A 12,671-nucleotide genomic window follows, 5' to 3' on the forward strand; every position below is an offset into this window, starting at 1 on the left:
AATCAATCCAATAACGAAAGGGTGACGGGTGTCAGGTGGTTGTCTTCCACGCGCACTTGCAATTGGCCTTCACCGAGACGCGCGGTGAGACGCTGGCCGGTGTGGGTTTGCGCCGCGTTGCGAATGGCATGGCCGCGCTCATCCAGCAGGATGCTGTAACCACGGCCCAGGGTCGCCAGCGGGCTGACCACCTGCAATGTCTGCACCTGGCTTTGCAGTTGCAGGCGACGGGCCTTCAGGCCTTCGCGCATGGCGCGGGGCAAGCGTTCGGCGAGGCTGTTCAGGCGCTGGCGCAATAGCGCCAGTTGACGGCCGGGATGCTGGCCGGCTAGGCGGGTTTCCAGGCGGATCAGGCGCTCGCGACGGGTATTGAGGCTGCGTTCAAACGCACGGCGCAGGCGCATATCCAGATCATCCAGGCGCTGGGCCTGCTGGCGCAGACGTTCGCCGGGATGGCGCAGGCGACGGGCCATGCCTTCCAGACGCAGGCGGTCGTGGGTCAGGCGGTTACGCATCAGCATGACCAGGCGGCGATGCAGGTTTTCCACCTGACGCACCAGATGGCTGGCGTCCGGTGCCAGCAATTCGGCGGCGGCGGATGGGGTAGGGGCGCGTACGTCCGCCACGAAGTCGCTGATGGACACATCGGTTTCATGTCCGACGGCGCTGACAATGGGGGTCACGCAAGCGTCCACCGCGCGGGCTACGGCTTCTTCGTTGAAGCACCAGAGGTCTTCCAGGGAGCCGCCGCCACGGGCCAGAATCAGTGCGTCAAAGCCTCGCGCATCGGCCAGTTTCAGCGCGCGGACAATCTGCGGGATCGCCTCGCGGCCTTGCACGGCGGTCGGGATCAAGGTCAGCTCGATGTTCGGCGCACGGCGGCGGAATACGCTGATGATGTCGCGGATCACTGCGCCGGTGGGCGAACTGATAATGCCAATGCGTCGAGGATGGGCCGGCAGTGGGACCTTATGCTCGGCACTGAACAAGCCTTCGGCGCTGAGCTTTTCCTTCAAGGCATCGAAGGCCAAACGCAGCGCACCATCACCGGCGGGCTCCACGGTGTCGAGGATCAGTTGGTAGTCGCCACGGCCCTCGAACAGCGAGACCTTGCCGCGCACCTTCACCGCCAGGCCATCTTTCAGCGCCTGGCGCACCCGTGCGGCATTGTTGCGAAACAACGCACAACGTACTTGGGCGCCGCTGTCCTTGAGGGTGAAATACACATGGCCGGAGGCTGGGCGGGCGAGGTTCGAGATCTCGCCTTCGACCCAGATATTGGTGAACACGTCTTCCAGCAACACCCGCGCACGGCCGTTGAGTTGGCTGACAGTCAGGACTTCACGGTCCAGGCCCAGGCGGGCAAAGGGGTCTTTAATCATGGGCGGCAGTTTATAGGCATTCGTGCAAGGTTTGACAGAACTGCTCAACCAACCGGCTCGGCGTCGGTGGGCAGGCCAGAGCCACGGTGCTCAGGCAATCCGGATCGGCCAGCGGTAGAAAGTGCACATTGGCGGGAGCAATGTCCTGCATGGATTTTGGTAATAAGGCGATACCAAACCCGGCCTGGATCAACTGTAGCTGGGTGGTCTTTCGTGACATGACCCGCGCAGCCTTAGGGAAAAATCCGGCGCGCATGCAGAGCTCGGCCGCCAGATAGCTCAGGCCGCCACGCTGTGGGTGGGGGATCGAGATAAACGCTTCATCTTTGAGCTGTTCCAGGTCGACGGGCTCGTTGCTATGTGCCAAACGGTGATTCGGCGGCACAGCAAGCAGCAATTGTTCTTTATATAAGGGCTCCACACGTACCCCTTCACGCTGGCGCAACACCGGCAACCGTAGCAGTCCGATATCCAGCCTACCGTCGGCGATTTCCTCCAGTTGCGCCTCGGATGACAGTTTGACGATGTCCATTGATACGCCGGGGCAACGCTCCAACCACGTGTTGATGCCTTGCAACAAAACGCCGCTCATCGGCACGGTGCTCGAATGGCTCAGCCGCAGGGTGCCGAGCTGGCCGTTACCGACCTGGGTCGCGGTTTCACTGGCCTTGAGTAGCTCGCTCAGCAAATTGCGTGCCCTCGGGTAGAACGCTTCACCGGCGGCGGTCAGGCGTGGCTGACGCGCGGTGCGTTCGAACAATGGCGTTTGCAGCTGTTTTTCCAGCTCCTTGATCTGTCGGCTTAGAGCCGATTGCGCCACAAACAGACGTTCGGCGGCAGCGCTGAAGCTGCCGCTGTCGGCGATTTCAACGAAGTAGCGCAGTTGGCGAGTGGAAATCACGCGTCATGCCTTTTCGAGATGGGTGGAGGGCTTTGAAGATATTAGTCGCAACCCTCGCCGATGGCTAAAGTGATGGTTATCTCTTTCAAGGAAGACTCCATGAGCCCACTTGAGCTGATGAACCAGTGGTCGTTTAGCGGTGTGGATTGGCTGGTGATCGGCCTGGGTGTCGTCGTGGCGTACATCGTGTTTGGTATTGCCGGCTTCGGGACGGCGCTGGTGGCGGGGCCTATCCTGATTCTGTTTATGCCGCTGTCGAAGATCATTCCGTTGCTGGTGCTGCTGGATTTTGTCGCGGCCTTTGGCGGCCTGTTGCAAACGCGGCGGGATGTGAATACGTCGGAATTGCTGCGGCTGCTGCCGTGTATGGCCATTGGTTGCACACTGGGCGTGGTGTTTTTGCTCAATCTGCATTCGGACTTGTTGCTGCTGTTGATGGGGCTGTTTATCAGCGCCTATGCCGTCTACACCTTGGCAGTAAAAGCCCGTCCCACGCAGCTCGGCAAAGGCTGGTCGATTCCCATGGGCACCGTCGGCGGCCTGTTTGGCGCGCTGTTCGGCAGTGGCGGCTTTTTATATGCGATCTATCTGAACAGCCGATTATCCAAGGACGCGGCGCGGGCGACTCAAAGTGCGCTGATCAGTTGCAGTACCGTGGTGCGCCTGAGCCTGTTCCTGATCGCCGGGGTGTACGCGGATCTGCCATTGTTGCTGTTGGCGCTGTGCCTACTGCCAGCGATGGGCCTTGGGCTGTGGTTTGGGCGTAGGTTGACGATGCGCATGTCGCGTGAGGCGTTTGTGCGGTTAGTGACGTGGCTGGTGCTGGCCAGTGGTATTGCGTTGATTGGACGGTATCTGAGCACTTGACCGGATTTCTTCAGGGATTAAGCTGCCAGCCTCCCGGGCGTCATCGCGGGCAAGCCCGGCTCCCACAGTTGAGCGCATTCCAATATGGGAGCCGGGCTTGCCCGCAATGACGCCAGAAGCCACACCGCAGGACTCTCATGAACTCCCAAAGCATCCTTGTCCCGAAAATCTCCACCTTGCCCGTCCACGAGCCCCGCGCGCGGGCGATCGTGCGTTGGCTGGTGCGCAAGAACATCATCAAGGAAGAACTCACCACTTGCGGGCGCACCGGCAACCGCATGGCCTACGCCCTGGCCGACGGTGCCCGCGCCGTGGTCCGGCACCCCGAAGCGCTGCCGTTCAACGAGCCGGTCAACGGCCTGGAGATCATCTACAAACGCTGCATCTACACCCCGGCCAAGGGCTTTCTCGAAGAGGCCGGCTGCCCGGAATGCCGCAAGGAAGTCGGCGAGGCGCTGTTTGAAAGCCTGGAAGACTGGATGCCCGGCCACACCGACAACTTCACCTGCCCGCTGTGTGGGCATGAAGATGACATCAATGGGTTTCTGTTCCTGCAGGAATGCGGGTTTTCCAACCTGGGATTCATCTTCAATAACTGGGCAGAGGCGGGGTTCAAGCAAAGCTTCATCGACGAATTCGCCGATTGGCTGGACCAAAAGATCAGTTGGGTTAAGGTCGAACTTTAATCCATCTATCAGTATTACCAAGTTTGTCAGAGTTTTACATTGAGCCCGACAGGGTGCATGTATATAATGGCGCGCTTCCATTTTCCCGCTCGGGAGCCCCCGCGATGCTGCGTATCAGCCAAGAAGCTCTGACATTCGACGACATTCTCCTAGTGCCCGGTTATTCCGAGGTGCTTCCTAACGAAGTCAGTCTCAAGACCCGCCTAACCCGTGGCATCGAGCTGAATATTCCCCTGGTTTCCGCTGCGATGGACACCGTTACCGAAGCCCGCCTGGCCATTGCCATGGCGCAGGAAGGCGGTATCGGGATCATCCACAAGAACATGACTATCGAGCAGCAAGCTGCCGAAGTGCGCAAGGTCAAGCGTTACGAAGCCGGTGTGGTGAAAGATCCAATCACCATCGAAGCCGACGCCACCGTGCGTGATCTGTTCGACCTCACTCGTCTGCACAACATCTCCGGTGTTCCTGTGCTGCACGATGGCGACCTGGTCGGCATCGTCACCTCCCGTGACGTGCGTTTCGAAAACCGTCTTGAAGTCACCGTCCGCGAAGTGATGACGCCTAAAGAGCGCCTCGTGACTGTCAAGGAAGGCGCCGACAAGAACGACGTGCGCGAACTGCTGCACAAGCACCGCATCGAGCGCGTGCTGATCGTCGACGACAAATTCGCCCTCAAAGGCATGATGACCGTCAACGACATCGAAAAAGCCAAGGCTTACCCGCTGGCCAGCAAGGATGACCAAGGTCGTCTGCGCGTGGGTGCTGCCGTCGGTACCGGCAAAGACACCGGTGACCGCGTTGCAGCCCTGGTAGCCGCGGGTGTGGACGTGGTGGTGGTCGATACCGCTCACGGTCACTCCAAAGGCGTGATCGACCGCGTACGTTGGGTCAAACAGAACTTCCCTGACGTGCAGGTCATCGGCGGCAACATCGCCACCGGCGCAGCGGCCAAGGCCCTGGCCGAAGCCGGCGCTGACGCAGTCAAGGTCGGTATCGGCCCTGGCTCGATCTGCACCACGCGTATTGTCGCTGGTGTGGGCGTGCCGCAAATCAGCGCCATCGCCAACGTTGCCGCTGCCCTTGAAGGCACCGGCGTTCCGTTGATCGCTGACGGCGGCATCCGTTTCTCCGGTGACCTGTCCAAGGCCATCGTCGCCGGTGCCTCCTGCGTGATGATGGGCTCGATGTTCGCCGGTACCGAAGAAGCACCGGGTGAGATCGAACTGTTCCAGGGCCGTTCGTACAAGGCTTACCGTGGCATGGGTTCGCTGGGCGCCATGTCCCAGGCTCAAGGCTCGTCCGACCGTTACTTCCAGGACTCCTCGGCAGGCGCCGAGAAGCTCGTTCCGGAAGGCATCGAAGGCCGTGTTCCTTACAAAGGCACCCTGAGCGCCATCATCCATCAACTGATGGGCGGCCTGCGTTCTTCGATGGGCTACACCGGCAGCGCCGACATCGAAGAAATGCGCACCAAGCCAGAGTTCGTACGGATCACCGGCGCCGGCATGGCTGAATCCCATGTCCACGACGTGCAGATCACCAAGGAAGCGCCAAACTACCGCGTAGGTTGAGGCTTCCAGCAAAATGTTAAGTAACCGGGGCTGTTCTTCAGCCCCGAGTTGTTTCTGATTCATTAGACGAGACTGACTTCATGGCCCTCGACATTCACGCCCACCGCATCCTGATCCTCGACTTCGGTTCCCAGTACACCCAACTGATCGCCCGCCGCGTGCGTGAAATCGGCGTGTATTGCGAACTGCACCCGTTCGACATGGATGACGAAGCGATTCGCGAATTCGCACCGAAAGGCGTCATCCTCGCCGGTGGCCCCGAGTCCGTGCACGAAGCCAACAGCCCGCGCTGCCCTCAAGCCGTATTCGACCTGGGTGTGCCGGTCTTCGGTATCTGCTACGGCATGCAGACCATGGCCGAGCAACTGGGCGGCAAGGTTGAAGGTTCCGAGCTGCGTGAATTCGGTTATGCCCGTGTAGATGTGGTCGGCAAAAGCCGCCTGCTGGACGGCATCGAAGACCACGTTGACGCCGATGGCCTGTTCGGCCTCGACGTGTGGATGAGCCACGGTGACAAGGTCACCAAGATGCCGGAAGACTTCCACATCCTGGCCAGCACTCCAAGCTGCCCGATCGCCGGCATGTTCAGCGACGAGCGTCGTTACTACGGCGTTCAGTTCCACCCGGAAGTGACCCACACCAAGCAAGGCGGCCGCATCCTGTCGCGCTTCATCCTCGACATCTGCGAGTGTGAAGCCCTGTGGACCCCGTCGAAAATCGCTGAAGACGCCATCGCCAACGTGCGTGCCCAGGTCGGCACCGACAACGTGCTGCTCGGCCTGTCCGGCGGCGTTGACTCCTCTGTGGTTGCTGCGCTGCTGCACAAAGCCATCGGCGACCAACTGACTTGCGTGTTCGTCGACAACGGCCTGCTGCGCCTGCACGAAGGTGAGCAAGTGATGGCCATGTTCGCCGAGAACATGGGCGTCAAGGTGATCCGCGCCAACGCTGAAGACCAGTTCCTCAACAACCTGGCCGGCGAGTCCGACCCGGAGAAGAAGCGCAAGATCATCGGTCGTACCTTCATCGACGTATTCGATGCCCAGTCCAACAAACTGGACAACATCAAGTACCTCGCCCAAGGCACCATCTACCCTGACGTGATCGAGTCGGCCGGCGCCAAGAGCGGCAAGGCCCACGTGATCAAGTCCCACCACAACGTGGGTGGCCTGCCTGAGGAAATGAACCTCAAGCTGGTAGAACCACTGCGCGAATTGTTCAAGGACGAAGTCCGTCGTTTGGGCCTGGAACTGGGCCTGCCGTACGACATGGTCTACCGCCACCCATTCCCAGGCCCGGGCCTGGGCGTGCGTATCCTTGGTGAAGTGAAGAAGGAATACGCCGACCTGCTGCGTCGTGCCGACCACATCTTCATCGAAGAACTGCGCAAGGCCGACTGGTACCACAAGGTCAGCCAGGCATTCGTAGTGTTCCAGCCGGTGAAGTCGGTTGGCGTTGTCGGCGATGGCCGTCGTTACGCCTGGGTCGTTGCCCTGCGTGCCGTAGAAACCATCGACTTCATGACCGCCCGCTGGGCCCACCTGCCGTACGAACTGCTGGAGACTGTCAGCGGCCGTATCATCAATGAGATCGAAGGCATCTCGCGCGTTACTTATGACGTGTCGAGCAAGCCGCCGGCGACGATTGAGTGGGAATGATCGAACGCCCGGCATTGTCCGGCACGATCTAGCAAGAAATACCCTGGAGCCCGCGTAATTGCGGGCTTTTGGTTTTTTGGTGCTGGCAAGTTCTGGCCGCTTTGTGCATCGCTAAGACAGTTACTTCATCAACGATACTAACGCTGTATCACAGTCTTCCAGTGGGGGGCTAAGCCGGTAGATGCAGGGCATTTTCTGCTCCGCCAAATCAAGGATGGAACATTTATGAAAATACGGATCTGGCTCAAAAGCTTCGCGTTGCTAATGCTGGTGGGCCTGGTGTTGAGTACAACGCTTCACTTCGCGCTTTAGCTGCCGTTCATTGTGAAATACGTGGGGGTGGGTAGTTCACTCGGCCAGAAGATGCTGATATTCACTGCCATGGACATCCTTGCTTACCTAGTCTGGGTCTTGCCGGCAGGGTTGTTGTTGATATTCAACTTACGAAAGTCCGCCTACGGTGTAATGCTCATCGTAATTCTGACCTCCCTGAAATTCCCAGAGGCTCTTGCGCTGGCGCAATTGCTGATGTGGCTGTGGGCTGTGTGTCTGGTGCTGAGGACTGTGTTGCTGGCGGTGTGGCTAAGCGGGTGCAAACTTCGCGACCTTTATAACTATCACCGTTCCAAATGATTGCGACCCCAGCAGGGCTCCAAGCGAGTTAGAAGAATTCATCCAGCAAGCAGTAAAACCTCATGCGCTGCTCATCAGGCTCAATACCGTAACGCTCGAAAAATGGCTTTACCCATTCCGGCCCAAGGTTACGCCCGATGCTGCGTGCCGCGAGCGCCAAGTCTTGGTATCGGTCGCTGATACCCAGGCGCCCGCAATCGATGAACCCACTGAAACGGCCGCCTTGTGCCATGAAATTTGGCAGGCAGGCGTCACCATGGGCCACTACCAGATCATGGGTGTTTGGCTGAGTCGACAAGAGTTCGGCCAGCACATCTTCCGCGCTGCGTCCGAGTCGTTCGTCGTCGAAGTCTGTCTCATCGACCAGCCCGGCACGAACGCGCTCCCGCGCGAGCCCGATGCGTTGCTGTAGAGGGTGATCGAAGGGGCATTGCGCGAGGGGTATCTGGTGCAAGGTACGCAGGGCCGTTGCCAGTATGTCGATGGTTTGCGCGGCAGACAGCGTATTGGCGCTGGCCAGATCCTGTCCCGGAAGGGCGGTCATCAGCACCCAGTGGTGATGGTTTTCTGTCAACTGAGCCAGCACGATGGGCGCCGGCAAATTAACCTGCTGGAGCCACCGAAGGCGCTCGACTTCATCCGCAAGCTCACCGAACGCTCCTTGGGGCTCGGCCTTCAGGAACAGGTCTGCACCACAGCCCTGGCTCAGGCGAAACACGTCAGCCCGCGATTCACCGATGGCCTGTTGCTCAATCAGGGCCTGCGGGAACTGTTCACGCCACGCGTTCGGAATATTCACTGTGCTTTCCGTTCTCGGCTCAGCGCCGCGCAATATCCGAAAAGTAAAACTTATCCAACGTATGCCGCGACTCGGTGTACTCGAACTGCCGCCCATCCTGCAAAAACGTCTGGTTGCTCACCACGATCACATGGCTTTGGCCGTCGAGGTCTAGGTGTGTCTGGTCGTCTTTACTGCGGGGCAGGGCTTCGATGGTGCGTTGGGCGTAGCTGATCTGCAGCTGCAAGGTCTGCTCGATAAACGCGTAGATCGACTGCTCGGCAATTGCTTGGTCCAGGCCAGGGATCAGGTCGGCGACAAAGTGGTTGATGTCGAGAATCACCCGTTTACCACCGATACGCCGCACGCGTTTGATGCGGGTGATCAGGCTGCCGGGTTCGGCTTCGATGTGTTGCTGCAATGAGCCTTCCAGCGGGAACTGCGTGAACTCGACCACTTCGGTGTGTACGTCATCGCCCAGGTCGGCGTGAGTTTCGTGGAAGCTGACGATGCCACCCAGTTGAAATTCGATCGGGTTGGGCGACAGGACGAAGGTGCCTTTGCCGTGGATTTTTTGCGCAAAGCCGCGTTCCTGCAGCTGCTCGATGGCGCGACGCACGGTGCCACGGCTGGCCTGGTAGCTGTCCATCAATTCGGTTTCGGAAGGAAGGCGCGTACCGCGTTGCAGGCGTTCAGTGGTGATGCTGGCAAGCAGATCCGTATAGATCTGGTTGTATTTGCTCATGTGATGGCTGCTCTGTGCCCGGCTTTCTGTAGGTGAACGGTGCGTTCAAGGCAGGAACCTTAGTGGCAGCGGTGGGGTTTGTCCATTGGGCCTTGGAAAGCGGTAAGCCAATATTTTTAAACTCGTCTGTACGAGTTATTGCTTTAACTCGTACAGACGAGTACTTTTGGCTTCGGCGTGCTGCCAATGACTGCCCTCAAATAAAAAAATCAAAGTGGAAACCAAGCATGAGCCACGACTATTCAACGATCGCCCGCGAGATTCTCGACAACCTCGGGGGGCGCGAAAACCTTGAGCAAGCTGCCCACTGCGTGACCCGCCTGCGCCTGGCGCTCAAGGACCCAAGCCTGGTCAATAACAGCGCGCTGAACCAGGTCGATCTGGTCAAAGGCTCGTTCTTCACCGGTGGTCTGTTCCAAGTGGTCATCGGCCCCGGCGAAGTGGAAAAGGTCTACGCCGCCCTGCGCGAACAGACCGGCCTCGCCGCTGCCACCATCGCCGACGTAAAGAAGAAGGGCGCCGACAAGACCAACGCCATGCAGCGTCTGGTGCGGGTGTTTTCCGATGTGTTCATGCCGATCCTGCCTGCGCTGATCATCGCCGGCCTGCTGATGGGCGTGAACAACTTGATGGGCGCCAAGGGCATGTTCATCGAGGGCAAGACGTTGCTGGAGGCGTATCCGAACCTGGATGGCCTCTGGAGCCTGATCAACCTGATGGCCAACACCTCGTTCGTGTTCCTGCCGGCGCTGGTGGGCTGGTCGGCGGCGAAGCGGTTTGGCGGCAGTGAAATCCTCGGCATCGTGCTCGGGCTGATGCTGGTGCACCCGGACCTGCTCAACGCCTGGAACTACGGCAAGGCGGTGGCGGGGCTCGACGGCCAGAGCCTGCCGTATTTCGATATTTTCGGCTGGTTCAAGATCGAGAAAGTCGGCTACCAAGGGCAGATCCTGCCGATCCTGATGGCGGCGTATGTGATGAGCGTCATCGAGAAATGGCTGCGTGCTCGCGTGCCCAATGCCATTCAACTGCTGGTCGTGCCGATCACCACCATCGTTGTTACTGGCGTGCTGGCGTTGGCGATCATCGGCCCGGTGACCCGTCACCTCGGCATCCTGATCACCGAAGGCGTGGTCACCCTGTTTGACCTGGCGCCCATGCTCGGCGGGGCGATTTTCGGCCTGCTGTATGCACCGTTGGTGATCACCGGCATGCACCACATGTTCCTCGCCGTGGACCTGCAACTGATTTCCACCCAGGGCGGCACCTTTATCTGGCCGATGATCGTGATGTCCAACCTGGCCCAGGGCAGCGCCGCGCTCGCGGTGTTCTACATGACCCGTAATGCGCGGGACAAAAGCATGGCCTCGACCTCGGCGATTTCCGCGTACTTCGGTATCACTGAGCCGGCGATGTTCGGGGTGAACCTGCGCTTCAAGTTTCCGTTCTATGCGGCATTGCTCGGCTCGGCGCTGGGCAGCATTTTCCTGTCGATGAACAAGGTGCAGGCGTCGGCCATCGGGGTGGGTGGCTTGCCTGGGTTTATTTCGATCGTGCCGAGTGCCATTCCGATGTTTGTGATTGGGATGGTGGTCGCGATGGTGGTGCCGTTTGTTCTGACCTGTGCGTTGAGCATGAAGATTGTTCGGCCGGGTTATCGCGTCGCCTGATCGACCGCTATCGGGGGCAAGCCCCCTCCCACATTTGATCGCGCTCACAATTCTACTGAAGGAACCCAGCATGCAAACCTGGCAACACTCGGTGATCTACCAGATCTACCCCAAAAGCTTCCACAGCCACGCGGGTAACGCCACCGGTGACCTGCTGGGCATCGTGGACAAACTCGATTACCTCCAATGGCTGGGCGTGGATTGCCTGTGGATTACTCCGTTCCTGCGCTCGCCGCAACGGGATAACGGCTACGACATCAGCGACTACTACGCCATCGACCCCAGCTACGGGACCATGGCCGACTGCGACCTGCTCATCAGCGAAGCGGCCAAGCGCGGAATCAAGTTGATGCTCGACATCGTGGTCAACCACACCTCCATCGAGCACGAGTGGTTCCAACAAGCGCGCAGCAGCCTCGACAACCCGTACCGCGACTTCTACATCTGGCGTGACCAGCCGAACAACTGGGAATCCAAGTTCGGCGGCTCGGCCTGGGAATACGAAGCGCAGACCGGCCAGTACTTCCTGCACCTGTTTGACCACACCCAGGCCGACCTCAACTGGGACAACCCCAAGGTCCGTGCCGAAGTGTTCAAGCTGATGCGCTTCTGGCGCGACAAAGGCGTAGGCGGTTTCCGGCTGGACGTGATCAACCTGATCTCCAAGCCTGCCGACTTCCCCGAAGACACCAGCGACGGCCGCCGCTTCTATACCGACGGCCCCAACGTGCACGAATACCTGCAAGAGATGCACCGCGAAGTCTTCGAAGGCCATGACCTGATCAACGTCGGCGAAATGTCGTCCACCAGCCTGGAACACTGCATTCGTTACTCTCGGCCTGAGTCGAAAGAACTGTCGATGACCTTCAACTTTCATCACCTGAAAGTGGACTACCCCAACCTGCAAAAGTGGGTAAAGGCCGACTTCGATTTCCTGCAACTCAAGCGGATCTTGTCTGACTGGCAACTGGGCATGCAGGCCGGTGGCGGTTGGAATGCATTGTTCTGGTGTAACCACGACCAGCCGCGAGTGGTCTCGCGCTTTGGGGATGACGGTGAACATCGCGTGGTCTCGGCGAAGATGCTCGCCACGGCGCTGCACTTCCTCCAGGGCACACCGTTCGTGTACCAGGGTGAAGAGTTGGGCATGACCAATCCGGGTTTCGACGCGATCGAACAGTACCGCGATGTGGAGACCCTCAATATCTATCGCCTCAAACGCGATGCCGGTGAATCCGAGGCGTCGAGCATGGCGGCGATCATGCAGAAGTCCCGCGATAACGGACGCACACCGATGCAGTGGAACACGCAGGCCAACGCCGGATTCAGCAGTGGCGAGCCGTGGATCGGCGTTGCGGCCAATGCGGCGCAGATCAATGTCGACAGCCAGCGTGATGACCCGGACTCGGTGCTGCATCACTACCGTGCGCTGATCGCCTTGCGTCGTCACGAACCGCTGATTCAAGAGGGCGTTTACTGCGAACTGCTGCAAGACCATCCCCAAGTCTGGGCTTACCTGCGCGAGGGCCACGGCGAACGCCTACTGGTGCTGAACAATTTCTACGGGCAGCCCTGTGACATCCAACTGCCCGAGAGCGTGATCAGTGCGGCGAGCGAGCAGCGTCTGTTGATCAGCAATTACCCCGACTGTCCGCGGCGTACGTCTTCGGTGGTGCTGCGCCCTTACGAATCCTTCGTGCTGCACCTCAAGGACTAAGACCCGTTGTAACCCCCGTATGGGAGTGCGGGGGCGCTGCAAAAAAACATAATAAAAATA

10 protein-coding genes are annotated in these 12,671 nt (G+C 59.4%); 6 read left to right on the forward strand and 4 right to left on the reverse strand.

The features are described from left to right. Positions 1-2: 2 nt before the first annotated feature. Positions 3-1,382, reverse strand: a complete 1,380-nt coding sequence (gene xseA, locus ACKZ62_RS04875) for an exodeoxyribonuclease VII large subunit (protein ID WP_447096390.1) — start codon at positions 1,380-1,382, stop codon at positions 3-5. 10 nt (positions 1,383-1,392) lie between these two features. After that, entirely contained in the window at positions 1,393-2,283 is an 891-nt protein-coding gene (locus ACKZ62_RS04880; protein WP_447096391.1) for a LysR family transcriptional regulator, read from the reverse strand. A 99-nt stretch (positions 2,284-2,382) separates the two neighbouring features. Between ACKZ62_RS04880 and ACKZ62_RS04885 the strand changes: the two genes are divergently transcribed. The 4 genes from ACKZ62_RS04885 to guaA all read left to right on the forward strand — a co-directional run bounded on the left by ACKZ62_RS04885 (position 2,383) and on the right by guaA (position 7,068). Further along, positions 2,383-3,150, forward strand: a complete 768-nt coding sequence (locus ACKZ62_RS04885) for a sulfite exporter TauE/SafE family protein (RefSeq protein WP_032890728.1) — start codon at positions 2,383-2,385, stop codon at positions 3,148-3,150. Between the two features lie 137 nt (positions 3,151-3,287). After that, positions 3,288-3,836: a hypothetical protein gene (locus ACKZ62_RS04890; RefSeq protein ID WP_032890730.1), complete on the forward strand. Its 549-nt coding sequence runs from the start codon at positions 3,288-3,290 to the stop codon at positions 3,834-3,836. Positions 3,837-3,940: 104 nt separating this feature from the next. After that, entirely contained in the window at positions 3,941-5,410 is a 1,470-nt protein-coding gene (gene guaB / locus ACKZ62_RS04895) for an IMP dehydrogenase (RefSeq protein WP_003209646.1), read from the forward strand. Positions 5,411-5,490: 80 nt separating this feature from the next. Then, a complete protein-coding gene (guaA, locus tag ACKZ62_RS04900) occupies positions 5,491-7,068 on the forward strand; it encodes a glutamine-hydrolyzing GMP synthase (protein WP_032890732.1) in 1,578 nt (525 codons plus the stop codon). A 661-nt stretch (positions 7,069-7,729) separates the two neighbouring features. Here the strand turns inward: guaA and ACKZ62_RS04905 are convergent. Next, positions 7,730-8,500: an APH(3')-II family aminoglycoside O-phosphotransferase gene (locus ACKZ62_RS04905; RefSeq protein ID WP_447096392.1), complete on the reverse strand. Its 771-nt coding sequence runs from the start codon at positions 8,498-8,500 to the stop codon at positions 7,730-7,732. A gap of 19 nt (positions 8,501-8,519) precedes the next feature. Continuing rightward, positions 8,520-9,224: a trehalose operon repressor gene (gene treR, locus ACKZ62_RS04910; RefSeq protein ID WP_032890738.1), complete on the reverse strand. Its 705-nt coding sequence runs from the start codon at positions 9,222-9,224 to the stop codon at positions 8,520-8,522. A 227-nt stretch (positions 9,225-9,451) separates the two neighbouring features. Between treR and treP the strand changes: the two genes are divergently transcribed. Continuing rightward, positions 9,452-10,894, forward strand: a complete 1,443-nt coding sequence (treP, locus tag ACKZ62_RS04915) for a PTS system trehalose-specific EIIBC component (RefSeq protein WP_032890740.1) — start codon at positions 9,452-9,454, stop codon at positions 10,892-10,894. 70 nt (positions 10,895-10,964) lie between these two features. After that, positions 10,965-12,611: an alpha,alpha-phosphotrehalase gene (gene treC, locus ACKZ62_RS04920; protein WP_122753163.1), complete on the forward strand. Its 1,647-nt coding sequence runs from the start codon at positions 10,965-10,967 to the stop codon at positions 12,609-12,611. The last annotated feature ends 60 nt before the right edge of the window (positions 12,612-12,671 follow it).

The sequence above is a fragment of the Pseudomonas sivasensis genome (genome assembly GCF_052938085.1).

Coding starts and splice junctions, on each gene's coding strand:
- treR (WP_032890738.1), bottom strand. CDS start 9,224: ATGAGCAAATACAACCAGATCTATACGGATCTGCTTGCCAGCATCACC.
- ACKZ62_RS04890 (WP_032890730.1), top strand. CDS start 3,288: ATGAACTCCCAAAGCATCCTTGTCCCGAAAATCTCCACCTTGCCCGTC.
- xseA (WP_447096390.1), bottom strand. CDS start 1,382: ATGATTAAAGACCCCTTTGCCCGCCTGGGCCTGGACCGTGAAGTCCTG.
- guaB (WP_003209646.1), top strand. CDS start 3,941: ATGCTGCGTATCAGCCAAGAAGCTCTGACATTCGACGACATTCTCCTA.
- ACKZ62_RS04885 (WP_032890728.1), top strand. CDS start 2,383: ATGAGCCCACTTGAGCTGATGAACCAGTGGTCGTTTAGCGGTGTGGAT.
- treC (WP_122753163.1), top strand. CDS start 10,965: ATGCAAACCTGGCAACACTCGGTGATCTACCAGATCTACCCCAAAAGC.
- guaA (WP_032890732.1), top strand. CDS start 5,491: ATGGCCCTCGACATTCACGCCCACCGCATCCTGATCCTCGACTTCGGT.
- treP (WP_032890740.1), top strand. CDS start 9,452: ATGAGCCACGACTATTCAACGATCGCCCGCGAGATTCTCGACAACCTC.